The following is a 15,614-nucleotide window of genomic DNA, read 5'->3' as shown; positions in this document are numbered from 1 at the left end:
CGCCGCGCCGCCGCTGCATCATCTGAAAGGACACCCATGAAAATCCTCCTCGCGGGCGACTCCACTGTTGCCGCCTGCCCCAGTTTCGAGTACCCCATGAGTGGCTGGGGCGCCCATCTTGCGCCCGAGACGTACTGGTGGGCTGCCGTCCACAACTACGCCAAGGGCGGCGCCACCACGGAGTCGTTCCGCGAGGAGGGTCTTTGGTACCAGCTCATTAACCAGACCGTTCAGGGCGACCTGGTCCTCATCCAGTTCGGGCACAACGACCAGAAACGTGAACACCTGGCCGCGCGCACGGGCTACACCGAGAACCTCAAGCGCATGGTGGCCGAGGTCCGCAGCAAGGGCGGCATCCCCATCCTGTGCACCTCGGTGGAGCGCCGGCACTTTGCGGACGGGCAGCTTGAGGTCACTCTGGGGGACTACCCTGTGGTGGTCCGGGAGCTTGGCTTGGAGCTCGGCCTGGAGGTCATTGACCTCAACCATTGGACGCGTTCCCTCTACCAGGAGCTGGGGGAGGAGGGTTCCAAGGAGCTCTTCTTCCACTTCGCTCCGGGTGAGCATGCACACTGGGCCGGCGGCCTTGAGGACAATACCCATTTCCACGAGAAAGGTGCCCGGCGGATCGCGGCGTTCGTGGCGGAGCACCTGGAATCCATCGGCTACGGATTGCCCGCGACCCTCAGCGCGGGGGCGCGTGCGTGATGCACTCCAACCCGCTGCGGGGTCCTGCGGATGTGGCTGATTGGGTGGCGGAGGGGCCGGTTCAGTTCGGAACGCATGAGGTGGAAACGGACGACGACGGCGGACTGGGCTCCGGCGGCGACGCCACCAGCGCCCTGGTCCTGTCGGGCTCCCTTGATGCGGAGGAGCACGGCGACCACGCACATTGGACACTTTGGTGCCCGGAGGAACTGCCCGATCACGTCAGGATCACCTGGGAGTTCCTCCCCTTGGAGGAGCCCGGCCTGGCCATGGTGTTCTTCGCAGCCGCCGGCCACAGTGGAGCGGACCTGTTCTCTTCCACTGTGGCTCCCCGCACCGGCTTCTATCCGCAATACCATTCGGGAGCTATGGACGCCCTCCACATCTCCTACTTCCGGCACAAGCACGCTTCTGAGCGCGCGTTCCGAACCTGCAATCTCCGTAAGAGCGCGGGCTTCGAGCTCGTGGCGCAGGGAGCCGACCCGCTTCCGCCCGCCGGGGATGCCGATGGGTTTTATCGCATGGAAGTGATCAAGGACGGCCCCCGGGTTGCCTTTTCGATCAACGAGCTGTTGCTTTTTGAATGGACCGACCCCGCGGCCGCACCCCTCCGGGGCGGGTACTTCGGAATTCGCCAGATGGCTCCCCTGAAAGCCGCCTACCGGAACCTCTGCATCAGCCAGTTGTAGCCCCTTACGCCCTGTGACGGGGCACACGAAACCATGACGTAGGATGTCCACATGCCCCTCTTTGACCTTCCCCTTGAGCAGCTCCGTGACTACACCTCAAGCGTGGTCCCGCCGGCAGATCTCGATGCCTTCTGGGACCGCACCATCACCGAGGCCAGGACCTTGCCACTTGATGCTGTGTTCGAGCCCGTGGACAACTACCTCTCAGTGATCGACACCTTCGATGTCTCCTTTGCCGGCTTCGGGGGAGACCGCATCAAGGGCTGGCTGCACCTGCCGGCACACCGCCAGCCGGGCCAGCAACTTCCCGTGGTGGTGGAGTACATCGGCTACTCCGGTGGCCGCGGATTGGTCAACCAGAACACCCGGTGGGCCCAGGCCGGCTACGCGCACTTCATCATGGACACCCGCGGGCAAGGCTACGGCGGCGTCTCGGGCGACACCCCGGATCCGCACCCGTCTGCCGGCGGAAACAACTACGCCGGGCTCATGACCCGGGGTTCCGACCACCAGGACAACTACTACTTCCGACGCGTGTACGTGGACGCGTTCCGTGCCGTAGAAGCGGCGCAGAGCCATCCCGCCGTCGACCCCTCCAAGGTAGTCCTGGCAGGCGTCAGCCAAGGTGGCGGCATTACTGTTGCGGCCGCTGGGCTGGCGGCTGGAAGGCTCGACGGCGTCATCGCCGCGCTGCCCGACGTCCCGTTCCTGCAGGACTTCCCCCGCGCCATTGACATCACCCCGCGCGGGCCCTACCCGGAAATCGCCGGCTTCCTGGGTCGGCACCGCGAAAAGTATGAGCCAACGCTGGCCGTCCTGAACTACTTTGACGGCGTACACCTGGGCCGTGCCGCCACCGTTCCTGCACTGTTCTCCGCTGCGCAGATGGATGACATCTGCCCTCCGTCCACTGTGTTCGCGAGCTACAACAGCTACGGCACCGGCTCCTCGGGCGCGCCGGGCGGTGCACCCGAAAAGGACATCGAGGTCTACCGCTTCAACAACCATGAGGGCGGCCAGGAACACCACTGGATCAAGCAGTTGCAGTTCCTGCGCAAACATTTGTCATGATGGCGGACGCGATTTGCCCGGTGTGAAGAACCGCGGTTATGGTGTGGCTATGACAAACCGTTGGTATGCGTATTTTTCGTTGGCTCTGGAGGGGCCCGCGTCTAACTGACACGCATCCAACTTTCCTTCAGAGCCAACAGGGCAGAGATCATTCTCTGCCCTTCGCCATATCCGGCGGGTTCTGAAAAGGGGCCCGCTCCGCATCCCGGAACAGGACCCAGACATGACCAGCATCGCCGCAGAACCCACCGAATCGCTCGACTCCCCTGAAACGGGAGCCGCTGACGCCGCGCATCCGTCCACCTCCAACCTTCGGGTGGCACGCTTCGAGCCGCTTCCGGCGCCCCAGGACCTCATCGCCGAGTTGCCGCTGGATGCCCGCTCAGCTGCCGTCGTCGACCGCGGCCGTGACCAGGTCCGGGCCATCATGGACGGCGTGGACGACCGCCTCCTGGTCATCGTTGGCCCGTGCTCCATCCACGATCCCAAGGCCGGTCTCGAATACGCCCGCCGTTTGGTGAGCCAGGCGGAGAAGCACAAGGAAGACCTGCTGATCGTCATGCGGACCTACTTCGAGAAGCCCCGCACCACCGTCGGCTGGAAGGGCCTCATCAACGATCCCCACCTGGACGGCAGCCACGACATCGCCGCCGGCCTTCGCGCGGCCCGTGGGTTCCTGAAGCAGGTCACGGCCCTTGGGCTGCCCACGGCCACCGAGTTCCTAGAGCCGATCAGCCCGCAATACATGGCTGACCTCGTTTCGTGGGGCGCGATCGGTGCCCGCACCACCGAAAGCCAGATCCACCGCCAGCTCGCCTCCGGGCTGTCCATGCCTATCGGCTTCAAGAACGGCACCGATGGCGACCTGCAGGTGGCGATTGACGCTTGCGGCGCCTCTGCCGCCGAGCAGGCCTTCCTGGGAATCGACGACGACGGCCGCGCGGCTCTCGTAGCCACCTCAGGCAACCCGGACACGCACGTGATCCTGCGCGGCGGACGCAAGGGACCCAACTACTCCCAGGACGATGTCGCGGCTGCTTCCTCCAAGCTCGCTGCCAAGGGCCTGAACCCGCGCCTGATCGTGGACGCCAGCCACGCCAACAGCGGCAAGAGCCATCACCGCCAGGCTGAGGTTGCCCTGGAAATCGGTGCGCAGCTCGAAGCAGGGGAGACCTCGCCGATCGCCGGCGTCATGCTGGAGAGCTTCCTGGTGGGCGGAGCCCAGAACCTGGACACCGCCAAGCAGCTTGCGGGGGAGCAGGAACTCGTTTACGGCCAAAGCGTCACCGATGCCTGCATGGAATGGGACGTCACAGCCTCGGTGCTGGAGCAGCTCGCAGCCTCGGCCCGGAAGCGTCGCGCGGTGGTTGCGGAGTAGATCCGTTTCGTGGCTTCGCTGCGCAGCATGCCGTGCGTTCGGCAATGCCCGCAGCGAGCCCCCGTTAGGGGTCCTGCCCGGCCGGGGAGTGGCATCCCACTTACGGGAAAAGCTTTCACATTGGCCCCATCAGCCTCTAGAGTATCTAGCACATGGTTGTTTGATGGCTCAGCATCGGCACACCGTTCTACTGGGGGTGTCCTAACCGGCTGAGAGCAAAGGAATATGGGAAATGTCCGCAGAGACTAACTTCTCGAATGCGCGTTTCATGACGGTGGCCGAAGTGGCCGACGTCCTGCGTGTTTCCAAAATGACCGTGTATCGCCTGGTCCACTCAGGGGAAATGCCCGCCGTGAGGTTCGGGCGCTCCTTCCGGGTTCCTGAAGAGGCCGTTGCCCAGTACCTCAAGGGTGCCGTGGTGGACGGACAATCCGAGACCGCCTGAGGCTGCCGGGGTCCGTCCCGCGGACCGTGGTCACAGGGTGCCCCTTTGAAGCGGTACTCTGTTAAGGAACGTTTTACGTCAATGTAAGAATCTGTCAGTTGTACTTGTCTGCTTCCGCGGATCTGTTCCAACAGACAGGAACTTCTAGTTTGTAAGGAACTTTCGTGGGTTCAGTTATTAAGAAGCGCCGCAAGCGTATGGCCAAGAAGAAGCACCGCAAGCTGCTTCGTAAGACTCGCCACCAGCGCCGCAATAAGAAGTAGAGATACTTCATCAAGCGTGAATGCCCGTTGCCTCTCGAGGTGGCGGGCATTTTTGCACCCCAGCCCTCTCTCACATCCCTCGGGTTGGGTGGGGTTGCTCTCTCACATCCCTCGGGTTGGGTGGGGTTGCTCTCTCAGGTCCCTCGGGTTGGGTGGGGTTGCTCTCTCAGGTCCCTGGGGTTGGGTGGGGTTGCTCTCTCACATCCCTCGGGAGAAACCCGAAGTTACCGAGGGATCCCGCCATGCTGATCGGAGAGCGCTCTTGATCTTCTGAGTGGCTGACGAAAAGTTGTCCGCCAGGTCATCCTTTCCGAATTTCAGGACCGTCCAACCTGCTGTTTCGAACGCCTTGTCGCGTCGCCGATCGCTAAATATCTGGTCCCGTCCAAGGTGATGACCGCCGTCGTACTGTATTGCAACCCGCCGATCACGGAAGCCCAAGTCCGCAGAAGGCGAAAAGGGATCGTTTGGCCGGAGGTGCACCTGGAGTTCCGGCTCGGGGATGCCGGCGTCCAACATTGCCAAGCGGAGCAGTGACTCTGGCGCAGAGTCGGAGCCAACACGCATGAGCTCTAATGCTTCGCGTGCCCTGACGACGCCCTGCAGATTCCTGTGCCTGCCCACCAGTTCGCGAAGTGCCTCAAGTGTGGTGAAAGGTGTGTCGCGTTCTTCGAAGTCCGGCCTGGGTCTGCGAATGAGTTCGTCACCCATACATACGAGGTCGCCGAGCGGAAGGCGTCTTGCGAGATCCAACCAGGTACGCGACCGAGTGCTGATCCGGATGCCTTGAACATTTTCGATCTCGTCGGTGGAGGCCACTACCGTGTGTCCGATCACGCCTTTGCGGCGGACTGACGGGAGAATCCTCGGCTTGCTGAGATGCAATTCATTGGAATCAGACAGCCACGGTGGAAGGCACAAACCATGAAGCCTCGCAGCCGTTACATGGGATATCCAAGCCCCTGGACTTGCGGCCGACAGCGACCTTGCAGCCGCCGACAGCTCGAAATCCCAATCCGACGGACGGTAGAGGCCGCGGCTGACTCCATCTATTCCGATGCGATTCCAGAGGTGCGATTGCTTCAGGCCTGCAGCCTCGGCCTCGTCAAGGGTGAACGGTGCGCTGATCAGTGCGGGCGGAAGGGGCGTGGCATTCGGCATACTTGGCATTCTTGCCCAGAAACGCTTGAGTCATCGTAAGTTATCCACAGGCTCGTTGAGGCAGTCGAGGGATGTGAGAGAAGGTTCGGTTCAAGCCCGAGGGATGTGAGAGATGGTTCCGTTTACGTCCGAGGGATGTGAGAGAGGGTCAGATGCGGGGGCCGCGGAACCTTGAGAAACCCCGCCACAGGCCGTAGACCGCTCCGCCAACCGTGGCGGCTTTGAGCCCGAGCGTTGCTGCGCGGCGACCGGAACGGAAGTCGTACACGGGCCAGTTGTTCTCGCGGGCGTGACGGCGCAACTTGGCGTCCGGATTGATCACCACGGGATGGCCCACCATGGTGAGCAAAGGTATGTCGTTGGCGGAATCGCTGTACGCCCAGCAATGATCCAGATCCAGGCCCTCGCGATCGGCGACGAGCTGGACCGCGACGGCTTTCGCCGGTCCGTGCAGGATGTCGCCCACGAGTTTCCCTGTGTACATGCCATCTTCCACTTCACCGACCGTGCCAAGGGCGCCGGTCAGCCCGAGTCGTGTGGAAATGACCGTCGCCACCTCGATGGGTGTAGCCGTGACGAGCCAGACCTTGCGGCCAACCCTGAGGTGCTGTTCCGCGAGTGCCTTGGTCCCCGGCCAGATCCGCGACTCGATCATTTCGTCGTAGACCTCTTCGCCCAGGGCTTTGATGTCGTCCACAGTGATGCCGGCAGCGAGGGTAAGCGCCGAGTCGCGGACCGAGTGGACGTCTTCCATGTTCTCGCCGCGCATGACGAATTTGAACTGCTTCCAGGCGAATCCGGCCGCTTGCGACAACGTGAAAGCTTTGCGTTCGTACATCTTGCGGGCTACGTGGAAGAGACTTGCACCCTTCATCAAGGTGTTGTCGACGTCGAAGAAGGCTGCTTCGCCCGTGCGCTTCTGCACGTTGTCCTTCTGCACCAAGGCATCTGCGACCACGGCGGCGTTCTTCTCCTCGGGCATGCCTTGAGTCTAGTCAATCGCCGCGGTCCGCGTTCGAGGGCGCACGGTGTCGGGCCGGTGGGGCGTGGGATGTGAGAGATGGTCGGGCCGATGGGCGTGGGATGTGAGAGGGGGTCGGGCCGGTGGGCGTGGGATGTGAGAGATGGTCGGGCCGGTGGGCGTGGGATGTGAGAGATCGTGGGGCCGGTACCTTTGAGGCATGGCTATTCCCGACGTCGTTCTCCTCACCAAAGCTGACTGCCACCTGTGCACCGAGGCGCGTGCCGCCGTCGAGCGTGTCACAAAAAGTCTTGGCGTGCAGTGGACGGAGCAACGGATCGACGACGATCCCCAACTGCAGGACCGTTTCGCGGAAGAGATTCCCGTAGTGCTGGTGGACGGCGTCCAGCGTGACTTTTGGAAGATTGACGAGGAACGGCTCTCCCGGACCCTGAAGAAGGTCCTGGAAGGCTGAGGGGTTACCCGTTGGTAATGGCTTTTGTTGAGTCCGGCCGGGCGTCATAGAGTGGAACAACAAAGCGACGCAATGGAGAATACCGTGACTGCGCTGGAACCGTCCCCGGAGGCTGCAACCGGGGACAACGAACCTGCCGCCAAGCAGATCCCGCCCGCGGCTGTGGCCCGGATGACGCTCTATTTGCGCGCGCTCAACTCCCTGTTGGCCGAAGGCGTGGAGCGGGTCTCCTCCGAAGCGTTGGCCGAAGCTTCAGGCGTCAGCTCGTCCACCCTCCGTAAGGACCTTTCCTACGTGGGCTCGTATGGGACGCGCGGTGTCGGCTATGAAGTCCAGTATTTGAGCCGCCACATTGCTGCTGCCCTGGGCCTGACGCATGACTGGAAAGTCGCCATTGTGGGTGCCGGTAACCTCGGCAAGGCACTGGCCCGGTACGGCGGCTTTGAGTCCCGTGGCTTCGACGTCGTAGCCATTTTCGACGCCGACCCCATGGTGATCGGCAACGAAGTGGGCTGGCTGCGCGTCAGCGACTCCGCGGAGCTCGAGCGGGTCCTGGAACGCACCCACACCAACATGGTGGTGCTGGCGCTGCCTGCCACGGTAGCCCAGGCTGTGTGCGACCGCGTGATTGCCGCCGGGATCCGGAGCATCCTCAGCTTTGCGCCGGTGCTGTTGCAGGTCCCTCCGCATGTGAACCTCCGCAAGGTGGACATGGCCACTGAACTCCAGATTTTGGCGTATCACGCACAACGGGCGCAGACACCGGGCCAGGCTGTTTAGCCTTCGCCGGGTCCGCGCCCGCGCTTGCAGCGTCTGAAACTCTGCGTGTTTAGCGGCCGTACGGGTTCTGGTACGGGGTGCCGAAAGGCTGCGCCTTGCGGAAGTACGGGGCCGACGCCGGCAGGTACAGCATGACGATCGCCGCGACTCCCAGCAGGATCACGATGAGCTGCAGGATGCCGTAGGTGGCACCGAACTGGAACAGGCTGGTGAGGCCCAGGACGGAGATGGCGGCGAACACGGTACCCAGGATCCGTGCCCAGTTCTTGCCCTTGCGGACCGGGAAAGCGACCAGGGCGTAGAGGCCGAGGGCCACAACCGCACCGATGACGGCGCTGATGCCGATCACACCGCGCATGCCTTCCATGGACCCTTCGGGGAGGTCTGTGCCCTGCTGGCTTGCCTGCTGGTTCATGGCGTTGATGAACGCGTCGGCACCGGTGGTGGCCAACAGGAGTGAGCTGATGGCGGAAAGAACGCCGGCCGCTACGATCATCCAGAAGGCGTAGTTGACCATGGGCGGCACAGCGGTGGGACCGGGCTGCTGGCTGGGCCAGTTGGTGTCCTGGCCGTACTGCGGCGCAGCGGGGCCCTGCTGGCCATACTGCGGCGCGGCGGGCTGGCCGTACTGCGGTGCAGCGGGGTTCTGCTGGCCGTACTGCGGTGCGGCGGGGTTCTGCTGGCCGTACTGCGGCGCAGCGGGACTCTGCTGGCCATACTGCGGCGCGGCGGGAGCTGCCGGCTGGGTGCCCGGCTGCTCGGGCTGGTTGGCATCGCCCGGGTTTGACGGCGGGTAGGGAGGGTTGCTCATGGCATTCCTTTGCTTGTTCGACTGCGGGTGCGGCCGCCGGGATCAGCAAAATGACCCTGCCCCCAGCGTGGTTCTGCTTCCACCGTACCTCCCGGGTCTGACGCTGCAGATGATCCCACGCAGGTATTTCCTGCTCGCAGCAAAAATCATCATGTTGGCTTACGCCTTCATGATGAAGGCCGCGGCAATCCCGGAGGATTTACCGCGGCCTTCAGCCTGCATTACCGCCGATAAGGCACGACGGCGGCCGTTGCGTCAGCGTTAAGCGTGACCCTTGACTGCCTTGAACCAGAGTTGTGAGTTCGGGAGCCACATCAGGACCACTGCTACAGCACTGACGAGGAAGCCGAACCAGTTGCTGCCGAGGCCCGTGCTGGAGCCGCCGGCACTGGCTGCACTGAAGATGGTGAGGAGCAAGGAGATACCGGCCACGATGGTGAGTGCGAGGCGGGCCCACTCTTTCCCTTCCTTCATCTTCATCGCCAGGACCACCTGTGCGGCTGCTACGGCCAGGGTGAGGATGAGGATGATCAGCAGGATTGCTGCAACGCCCGGGGCGAACGCAAAGAGGGCGATGATCGCGAAGAATCCGATCAACCCGAACAACAGGCCCAGGAGTCCGGAGATCACCCAGATGAAGTAGGAAACCTTCAGCTCGGTGGGGAGGCCCTGGGTCTTGAACATCCCGGAGAATCCGCCCTGGGGCATGACGTCGTTGAAGTTCCGGGGCCCGTCGGTGGGCATTTCAAAGTGGAAACCAGGCTGTCCAGGGCCTGCCTGTGGCGGGCCGGGCTGTGCCGGGCCGGGCTGTGAATATTGGCCCGGTTGCGACGGCGGCTGGTAACCCTGGGGTGGCTGGTAACCCGCAGGAGGAACATTGCCGGGCTGCGGAGGCTGGGAGCCGGGCTGCTGTGGCTGTGGTGCTTCGTCTGGGGTACTCATGGCATCACTGTAGACCGCAGGTTGAAGGTTGCATAGGAACTTCGGAGCCAACTCGCAGGTAAATACAGGCTGTTTGCCGAACAATTGCGGGGTGACTTCCGGATATGCGAAACGGCGCCCCCACAGCGTGAACTGTGCAGGGCGCCGTTTGGCTTGCCTGGCTACGGATCCGCGTCTTGTTGGCCATCCTCTGCGAAGTGCGGTGTGGATGGCGAACAAGGGCGGGACCCGTGCGCCGGGGCCGGGGTGGAGGGACTATGCGGCGGCCGGTGCGATGAAGGCGAGTTCCAGGTTGATGACAACCTTGTCGCTGACCAGCACGCCACCGGCTTCGAGGACGGCGTTCCAGGTGAGGCCGAAGTCCTTACGGCTGATGGTGGTTTCGCCGGAAACGCCGGCGCGGGTGTTGCCGAAGGGATCCACTGCGACGCCATTGAATTCGGTCTCGATGGAAACTTCCTTGGTCACGCCCTTGATTGTGAGATCGCCCACGAGGTCGAAGCTGTTGCCGTTGGCCTTGACGTGCCGGGATACGAACGTGATTTCCGGGAACTTCTCCACGTCGAAGAAGTCTTCGCCCTTGACGTGGCCGTCGCGGTTGACGTCGCCGGAGTCGAAGCTGGCGGTCTGGATGGTGGCGGTGACCTTGGAGTCGGTCAGGGCTTCGCCAACCTCAAGGGTGGCCGAAGCGTCCTTGAACTGGCCGCGGACCTTGCTGATTCCTGCGTGGCGGACGGTGAAGCCGATCTCGCTGTGGGAAGCGTCGAGGGCCCAGGTGCCGGTGGTGACGGTAGCGGGGAGAGTCATCATGGTGTTGCTCCTATATCGATTGGTAGGTAGTGCGTGCTTGCCTGGTTGAGCCCATTGCTTGAAGCGTCAACCGAGCTTCGTGTCTAGTATAAACATGCATATGCATCTTTTATTCCAACTCCGGGGAACATTTCGGAAAAACTTTGAGTTCTACTAGCGGTAGAAGATTTCGGATCGCCCCGCTTCTTTGAGAAACTGGTAAACATGCCCCAAGCAACTGTCCACCTGCTTCGCCATGGCGAGGTCCATAATCCCGACGGCGTCCTGTACGGCCGCCTGCCGGAATTCCACCTCTCAGAGCGTGGCCGGGAGATGGCCCGTATGCTGGCCGACCACTTTGTGGCACGTGTCGGCCAGGGGGCCAAGATTGTCCACTTGGTCGCCTCACCGCTGACCCGCGCCCAGGAAACGGCCATGCCCACTGCAGAGGCCCTGAACCTGGAGATCACCACCGAGCCCCGCATCATCGAGGCCGAGAACCACTTCGAGGGGCTGCACCCCACCAAGAGTGAATTCCTGAAGCCCAAGCACTGGCTGTACTTCCGCAATCCGCTGCGTCCCTCCTGGGGCGAGCCGTACAAGGAGCAAGCCGCCCGGGTTCTGGCCGCCGTTGAAGACGCCCGGGCCAAGGCGGTTGAGTTGGGTGGCGACGGCGCCGAAGCCATCCTCGTGAGCCATCAGCTCCCCATCTGGTCGACCCGTTTGACGGCAGAGGGGCGCCGGCTGGCACACGATCCCCGCAAGCGCGAATGCACGCTCACCTCCCTGACATCCCTGACCCTGGATGAGAACGGCAAGATCGTGCGCGTCGAGTACACCGAGCCTGCTGCCGTGCTGCTTCCCGGCGCAGCGAGCACCCCGGGGGCATAGAAGCATGGACAACAACCTCTCACGCCGCGGTGTGCTGACTGCCGGTGGCGTCCTCCTCGCAGGGCTGACCATGGGCCTGTCCGCATGTGCCCAGGAAGATTCCCTGGCCAAGCAAGCCAAGGCAGGCGACAACAAGAACTACGTGGCCGGCGATGGTTCGGTAACCGAGTTCGCCAAGGCGGACCGTGCCGCGCCAGTGGCCCTCAAGGGCACCCTCTTTAATGGGGAGACGGTGAAGCCCGAGGACCTCAAGGGCAAAGTCACGGTGCTGAATTTCTGGTTTGCTGCCTGTGCTCCCTGCCGCATCGAGGCGCCCCAGCTTGAAGCCCTGCACCAGGACTTCAAGGATCAGGGCGTCCAGTTCTTCGGCGTCAACCTGCGCGACGAACAAGCTACCGCAGAGGCCTTCGACAAGACCTTCAACATCACCTACCCGAGCTTCAACGACAAGGACGGTGCTGTGCTCCTGTCCGTTTCCGGCATCGTGCCGCCGGGCGCAGTTCCCACCACCCTGGTCCTGGACAAGGATGGCAAGGTTGCCTCCCGCGTGCTCGGCGAAATTGAGAAGAGCACCTTGAAGGCCCTCATCACTTCTGCAGTGGCCGAGTAGCACCCATGAACAGTCCCTTCGCCGAGACGATCCTCAACGGATCGCTGCTGCTGGCTGTGCCGGTGGCCTTGCTGGCCGGGCTGGTCTCCTTCCTTTCGCCATGCGTGCTGCCACTGGTCCCCGGTTACCTTGGCTACGTCACGGGACTGACCGGCGTCGACCTCCAGAAGCAGCGGCGTGGCCGCATGCTTGCCGGCATCGGCCTGTTCGTCCTGGGCTTCTCGGTGATTTTTGTTCTCCTGGGCGGCGCCTTCGGGCAGTTGGGCACGTTGCTGACCGGCCCGCAGAACGCCTGGATTACGCAGTTGCTGGGCATCCTGGTGATCATCATGGGCGTGGTGTTCATGGGCGGCTTCGGCTGGTTGCAGCGCGACGCGAAGATCCATGCCAAGCCACCCGCCGGCCTCTGGGGCGCACCGCTCCTGGGACTGACCTTCGGCCTGGGCTGGGCGCCCTGTATTGGGCCGACGTACTCCGCGGTACAGTTGCTGAGCTTGTCCGGTGGTTCCTCGGCAGCCAAGGGCGCGCTCCTGGCGTTCGTCTACAGCCTTGGACTGGGTATCCCGTTCCTCCTGATTGCGCTGGCTGTCCGCCGGGGCATGGGAGTCATGTCCTTCTTCCGCAAGCACCGCCTGGCTATCCAGCGGATCGGCGGAGGCATCCTGATTTTGCTCGGCATCCTGATGGCCACCGGCGTGTGGGGAACCTGGGTGACCGAGTTGCAGTACTGGTTCCAAAACGATGTGAAGTTGCCAATCTGATGAGCGAGTCCGTGAAAGCCAAAAAGAAGTTACCAGCCGCTGAAAGCACCTCCGCAGAAGGCACATCAGGCGAAGGAAAACTCCAGCAGGCCAAGTCCGAGGCCGCACTTCCCGCCCTCGGGTTCAAGGGCATGCTCCGGTGGTCCTGGACCCAGCTGACCAGCATGCGCACAGCATTGTTCCTGCTGCTCCTGCTCGCCGTCGGAGCGGTGCCTGGCTCCCTTTTCCCGCAGCGGCCCGCGAACCCTTCAGTGGTCACGCAGTACATCAAGGACAATCCGTCCTACGGCGAGCTCCTCGACGCGTTGCAGCTGTACGACGTCTACTCGTCGGCCTGGTTCTCGGCCATCTACATCCTGCTCTTTATCTCCCTGATCGGCTGCGTCACGCCGCGCGCCATCGCCCATTACAAAGCCATGAAGTCCCAGCCGCCGCGCACCCCCAAGCGCCTTTCGCGCCTGCCGGAGTACGGCACCTTGGCGGTACCCGCCGACGCCGGGATCCCGGCGTCGAAGGCCATCAACGATGCCGCCGGGCTGCTGAAGAAGCGCGGCTACCGCGTGGAAGTCAGGGACGTCGACGGCGCCCTGCCGTCCTTGGGTGCCGAGCGCGGCTTCCTGAAGGAAGTGGGCAACCTGGTGTTCCACACCTCGCTGATCGGGGTGCTGGTGTCCGTGGCCATTGGCGGCCTGTACGGGTACAGCGGCCAGCGCATCCTGGTGGAAGGCGAGACGTTCGTCAACACCCTGGTGGGTTACGACCAATTCACGCCGGGCACCAACTTCCAGAGCAGCGCGCTTCAGCCGTACTCGATGCAACTGGACAAGTTTGAGGCCAAGTTTGACCGCGAATCTCCGGGCAAGGCGGGCCAGCCCATCGACTACACGGCTGAAGTGACCACCAAGGAAACCCCGGATGCGCCGGGCAAGAAGGAAACCCTGAAGGTCAACGACCCCGTTTCCCTCGGAGGAACCAGCCTCTACCTGACCGGCAACGGCTACGCACCCATGGTCACCGTCCGCGACGGCGAAGGCAATGTTTCCTTCCAGGGTCCCGTCACGGCCAAGGTCCAGGGCGACAACTACTACTCGTCGGTGGTCATCAAGGTCCCCGACGCGAAGCCGGAACAACTCGGCTTTGTGGGCTTCTTCCTTCCCACGGCATTCGTCACCGAAGACGGCACCTCGTTCAGCGCTTCCCCGGAACTCTTCAACCCCCAGCTGAGCCTGAATTCCTTCTACGGCGACCTCGGCTTGGACAAAGGCGTGCCCCAGAACGTGTTCGAACTGGACGTCAAGGACCTGAAACCGCTCAATGCCCGCGACCTCGCGGCAGGCGGCATCACCTTGACTCCCGGGGCTACCGTGGACCTGCCCGACGGCAAGGGCAGCATCACGTTCGATGGCGTCAAGAAGTACATCGGCGTGGACATCCACCACAACCCCGGCCAGCTCTACGCATTGATCTTCGGCTTCCTCGCAGTCGGTGGCCTGGTCATGTCGCTCTACATCAACCGCCGCCGCGTCTGGGTCCGCACCGGCACCCACTCGGATGGACGCACCATGGTGGAATACGGACTGCTGGCCCGCGGCGAAGACCACCGCCTTGCCGGCGAAGCAGCAGCACTTCGCGAGATCTTTGCCCGGGAATGGAACATCTCCCAGACGCAGGACACCGCTACAACAACAGCAGGATCTTCCTCAACCTCGAAGGACCAGTAATGCCCGTCATCAACGAAACCCTGGGCCAATACAGCGAGCTGTTCATGCTGTTGGCCGCCGGCACGTACACCGTGGCGTTCATCGCCTTTGCCTGGGACCTGGCCAAGAGCAGCAAGATGCTCCGCGCCGTGGACCTGAAGGCTGCGGCCAGCACCGCCGGCGAGAAGGTCACGGTTGCTGCAGGCCGCGTCGCGGGAGGCTTGGGAGGTCCCGACGCCGGTGGGCCGGCAGGCCGCGCGGAGCGTCCGACGTCGGGCCTCACCTATGAGGGCGGCACCGCCGCCGGCGACATGAAGTACGCCGGCGAACGCCGCGCACCTGCCCGCGTGGCCGTGGCCCTGACGGTGTTGGGTGTCCTCATCCACGGCGCGGGTGTTGTCACCCGTGCTTTCGGTGCAGGACGTGTGCCGTGGGGCAACATGTACGAGTTCCTCACCACCGGTGCCTTTGTGGCGGTTGCTGTGTTCCTGGTTGTTCTCGTCCGCCGCGACCTGCGGTTCCTTGGCACGTTCGTGATCGGCCTGGCCATCATCATGCTCGTTGCCGCTTCGGCTGCTTTCTGGACCCCCGTGGGTCACCTGGTTCCGGCCCTGCAGAGCTACTGGCTGATCATCCACGTCTCCATCGCAGTCCTGTCGTCGGCTCTGTTTACCCTGACGTTCGCTATGTCTGTGCTGCAGTTGCTGCAGTCATACCGCCAGAAGAACCTTGCTGCCGGCCGCAAAGACAACCTGGGCTTCATGCGCCTGGTTCCCAACGCGCTGAGCTTGGAAAACCTCTCCTACCGCATCAACGCCATCGCCTTCATTGGCTGGACGTTCACCCTCATGTTCGGTGCCATCTGGGCTGAAAAGGCCTGGGGCCGCTTCTGGGGCTGGGACCCCAAGGAAGTCTGGACCTTTGTGATCTGGGTGGTCTATGCGGGCTACCTGCACGCCCGGGCCACGCGTGGTTGGACCGGAACCCGCGCAGCCTGGTTGTCGATTGTTGGCTACGCCTGTGTGATCATCAACTTCACACTGGTGAACACGGTCTTCAACGGCCTGCATTCCTACTCCGGGCTCTAAATCGAATACTTAGCCGTAGTCGGGGCCCGAGCCCCAATCCGGGCCTGAGCAGGGGCGTTGTCCCCGGCTCGGGCCCGGGCCTCGGAAAACA

18 protein-coding genes are annotated in these 15,614 nt (G+C 63.2%); 13 read left to right on the top strand and 5 right to left on the bottom strand.

Annotation, left to right across the window (positions count from 1 at the left end; all coding sequences use genetic code 11):
* Nucleotides 1–36: 36 nt before the first annotated feature.
* From RQH14_RS15225 to RQH14_RS15200, 6 genes are all read left to right on the top strand, one after another.
* Nucleotides 37–708 (top strand): rhamnogalacturonan acetylesterase, encoded by a 672-nt coding sequence (locus RQH14_RS15225; RefSeq protein ID WP_311214013.1) that lies wholly within the window; start codon nucleotides 37–39, stop codon nucleotides 706–708.
* Entirely contained in the window at nucleotides 708–1,397 is a 690-nt protein-coding gene (locus tag RQH14_RS15220) for a DUF1961 family protein (RefSeq protein ID WP_311214087.1), read from the top strand. The genes RQH14_RS15225 and RQH14_RS15220 overlap by 1 nt, the downstream gene beginning before the upstream one ends.
* A gap of 51 nt (nucleotides 1,398–1,448) precedes the next feature.
* The gene (locus RQH14_RS15215) at nucleotides 1,449–2,468 is read left to right on the top strand and encodes an acetylxylan esterase (RefSeq protein WP_311214012.1); all 1,020 of its coding nucleotides are present in this window, start codon (nucleotides 1,449–1,451) and stop codon (nucleotides 2,466–2,468) included.
* Nucleotides 2,469–2,691: 223 nt separating this feature from the next.
* Nucleotides 2,692–3,846: a 3-deoxy-7-phosphoheptulonate synthase gene (locus RQH14_RS15210; RefSeq protein ID WP_311214011.1), complete on the top strand. Its 1,155-nt coding sequence runs from the start codon at nucleotides 2,692–2,694 to the stop codon at nucleotides 3,844–3,846.
* Nucleotides 3,847–4,078: 232 nt separating this feature from the next.
* The gene (locus RQH14_RS15205; protein ID WP_017199160.1) at nucleotides 4,079–4,291 is read left to right on the top strand and encodes a helix-turn-helix domain-containing protein; all 213 of its coding nucleotides are present in this window, start codon (nucleotides 4,079–4,081) and stop codon (nucleotides 4,289–4,291) included.
* A 164-nt stretch (nucleotides 4,292–4,455) separates the two neighbouring features.
* On the top strand, nucleotides 4,456–4,554 hold the full coding sequence (locus tag RQH14_RS15200) for a 30S ribosomal protein bS22 (RefSeq protein ID WP_003792170.1): 99 nt from the start codon (nucleotides 4,456–4,458) through the stop codon (nucleotides 4,552–4,554).
* A 198-nt stretch (nucleotides 4,555–4,752) separates the two neighbouring features.
* On the opposite strand, the gene RQH14_RS15195 is transcribed toward RQH14_RS15200, so the two are convergent.
* Together RQH14_RS15195 and RQH14_RS15190 are read right to left on the bottom strand one after the other, a co-directional pair.
* Nucleotides 4,753–5,715, bottom strand: a complete 963-nt coding sequence (locus tag RQH14_RS15195; protein WP_311214010.1) for a DUF559 domain-containing protein — start codon at nucleotides 5,713–5,715, stop codon at nucleotides 4,753–4,755.
* Between the two features lie 148 nt (nucleotides 5,716–5,863).
* Nucleotides 5,864–6,697, bottom strand: coding sequence for an HAD-IB family hydrolase (locus tag RQH14_RS15190; RefSeq protein ID WP_311214009.1), 834 nt, complete (start codon nucleotides 6,695–6,697; stop codon nucleotides 5,864–5,866).
* Between the two features lie 199 nt (nucleotides 6,698–6,896).
* Here RQH14_RS15190 and RQH14_RS15185 point away from each other — a divergent pair, with 199 nt between their 5' ends.
* Both RQH14_RS15185 and RQH14_RS15180 read left to right on the top strand, forming a co-directional pair.
* Complete coding sequence (locus RQH14_RS15185; protein ID WP_311214008.1) at nucleotides 6,897–7,151, top strand: glutaredoxin family protein; 255 nt, start codon at nucleotides 6,897–6,899, stop codon at nucleotides 7,149–7,151.
* A 72-nt stretch (nucleotides 7,152–7,223) separates the two neighbouring features.
* Nucleotides 7,224–7,931 (top strand): redox-sensing transcriptional repressor Rex, encoded by a 708-nt coding sequence (locus RQH14_RS15180; RefSeq protein ID WP_396136309.1) that lies wholly within the window; start codon nucleotides 7,224–7,226, stop codon nucleotides 7,929–7,931.
* A 49-nt stretch (nucleotides 7,932–7,980) separates the two neighbouring features.
* Here the strand turns inward: RQH14_RS15180 and RQH14_RS15175 are convergent, their stop codons facing one another.
* The 3 genes from RQH14_RS15175 to RQH14_RS15165 form a co-directional block, all read right to left on the bottom strand.
* Nucleotides 7,981–8,742, bottom strand: coding sequence for a hypothetical protein (locus RQH14_RS15175; RefSeq protein ID WP_311214006.1), 762 nt, complete (start codon nucleotides 8,740–8,742; stop codon nucleotides 7,981–7,983).
* Nucleotides 8,743–9,003: 261 nt separating this feature from the next.
* The gene (locus tag RQH14_RS15170) at nucleotides 9,004–9,684 is read right to left on the bottom strand and encodes a hypothetical protein (RefSeq protein WP_311214005.1); all 681 of its coding nucleotides are present in this window, start codon (nucleotides 9,682–9,684) and stop codon (nucleotides 9,004–9,006) included.
* A gap of 255 nt (nucleotides 9,685–9,939) precedes the next feature.
* Nucleotides 9,940–10,491 carry a YceI family protein gene (locus tag RQH14_RS15165; RefSeq protein ID WP_311214086.1) on the bottom strand — a complete coding sequence of 184 codons (552 nt, stop codon included), beginning with the start codon at nucleotides 10,489–10,491 and terminating at the stop codon, nucleotides 9,940–9,942.
* 207 nt (nucleotides 10,492–10,698) lie between these two features.
* Between RQH14_RS15165 and RQH14_RS15160 the strand changes: the two genes are divergently transcribed.
* Genes RQH14_RS15160 through ccsB form a run of 5 tightly spaced genes read left to right on the top strand, consistent with a single transcriptional unit; the run spans nucleotide 10,699 to nucleotide 15,523 of the window.
* Nucleotides 10,699–11,364, top strand: coding sequence for a histidine phosphatase family protein (locus RQH14_RS15160; RefSeq protein ID WP_311214004.1), 666 nt, complete (start codon nucleotides 10,699–10,701; stop codon nucleotides 11,362–11,364).
* 4 nt (nucleotides 11,365–11,368) lie between these two features.
* Nucleotides 11,369–11,974 (top strand): TlpA disulfide reductase family protein, encoded by a 606-nt coding sequence (locus RQH14_RS15155; RefSeq protein WP_280623452.1) that lies wholly within the window; start codon nucleotides 11,369–11,371, stop codon nucleotides 11,972–11,974.
* 5 nt (nucleotides 11,975–11,979) lie between these two features.
* Nucleotides 11,980–12,735, top strand: coding sequence for a cytochrome c biogenesis CcdA family protein (locus tag RQH14_RS15150; protein WP_014922639.1), 756 nt, complete (start codon nucleotides 11,980–11,982; stop codon nucleotides 12,733–12,735).
* On the top strand, nucleotides 12,735–14,456 hold the full coding sequence (locus RQH14_RS15145; RefSeq protein ID WP_311214003.1) for a cytochrome c biogenesis protein ResB: 1,722 nt from the start codon (nucleotides 12,735–12,737) through the stop codon (nucleotides 14,454–14,456). The genes RQH14_RS15150 and RQH14_RS15145 overlap by 1 nt, the downstream gene beginning before the upstream one ends.
* Entirely contained in the window at nucleotides 14,456–15,523 is a 1,068-nt protein-coding gene (ccsB, locus tag RQH14_RS15140) for a c-type cytochrome biogenesis protein CcsB (protein WP_311214002.1), read from the top strand. Before RQH14_RS15145 ends, ccsB begins: the two co-directional genes overlap by 1 nt.
* Nucleotides 15,524–15,614 lie beyond the last annotated feature (91 nt).

It is taken from the genome of Arthrobacter sp. WCS2018Hpa-7 (assembly GCF_031843805.1).
In the GTDB taxonomy this organism is placed as follows: Bacteria; Actinomycetota; Actinomycetes; order Actinomycetales; family Micrococcaceae; genus Arthrobacter.
This window is presented reverse-complemented; position numbering and strand designations above follow the sequence as displayed.

Coding starts and splice junctions, on each gene's coding strand:
- RQH14_RS15225 (WP_311214013.1), top strand. CDS start 37: ATGAAAATCCTCCTCGCGGGCGACTCCACTGTTGCCGCCTGCCCCAGT.
- RQH14_RS15220 (WP_311214087.1), top strand. CDS start 708: ATGCACTCCAACCCGCTGCGGGGTCCTGCGGATGTGGCTGATTGGGTG.
- RQH14_RS15215 (WP_311214012.1), top strand. CDS start 1,449: ATGCCCCTCTTTGACCTTCCCCTTGAGCAGCTCCGTGACTACACCTCA.
- RQH14_RS15210 (WP_311214011.1), top strand. CDS start 2,692: ATGACCAGCATCGCCGCAGAACCCACCGAATCGCTCGACTCCCCTGAA.
- RQH14_RS15205 (WP_017199160.1), top strand. CDS start 4,079: ATGTCCGCAGAGACTAACTTCTCGAATGCGCGTTTCATGACGGTGGCC.
- RQH14_RS15195 (WP_311214010.1), bottom strand. CDS start 5,715: ATGCCGAATGCCACGCCCCTTCCGCCCGCACTGATCAGCGCACCGTTC.
- RQH14_RS15190 (WP_311214009.1), bottom strand. CDS start 6,697: ATGCCCGAGGAGAAGAACGCCGCCGTGGTCGCAGATGCCTTGGTGCAG.
- RQH14_RS15185 (WP_311214008.1), top strand. CDS start 6,897: ATGGCTATTCCCGACGTCGTTCTCCTCACCAAAGCTGACTGCCACCTG.
- RQH14_RS15180 (WP_396136309.1), top strand. CDS start 7,224: ATGGAGAATACCGTGACTGCGCTGGAACCGTCCCCGGAGGCTGCAACC.
- RQH14_RS15175 (WP_311214006.1), bottom strand. CDS start 8,742: ATGAGCAACCCTCCCTACCCGCCGTCAAACCCGGGCGATGCCAACCAG.
- RQH14_RS15170 (WP_311214005.1), bottom strand. CDS start 9,684: ATGAGTACCCCAGACGAAGCACCACAGCCACAGCAGCCCGGCTCCCAG.
- RQH14_RS15165 (WP_311214086.1), bottom strand. CDS start 10,491: ATGACTCTCCCCGCTACCGTCACCACCGGCACCTGGGCCCTCGACGCT.
- RQH14_RS15160 (WP_311214004.1), top strand. CDS start 10,699: ATGCCCCAAGCAACTGTCCACCTGCTTCGCCATGGCGAGGTCCATAAT.
- RQH14_RS15155 (WP_280623452.1), top strand. CDS start 11,369: ATGGACAACAACCTCTCACGCCGCGGTGTGCTGACTGCCGGTGGCGTC.
- RQH14_RS15150 (WP_014922639.1), top strand. CDS start 11,980: ATGAACAGTCCCTTCGCCGAGACGATCCTCAACGGATCGCTGCTGCTG.
- RQH14_RS15145 (WP_311214003.1), top strand. CDS start 12,735: ATGAGCGAGTCCGTGAAAGCCAAAAAGAAGTTACCAGCCGCTGAAAGC.
- ccsB (WP_311214002.1), top strand. CDS start 14,456: ATGCCCGTCATCAACGAAACCCTGGGCCAATACAGCGAGCTGTTCATG.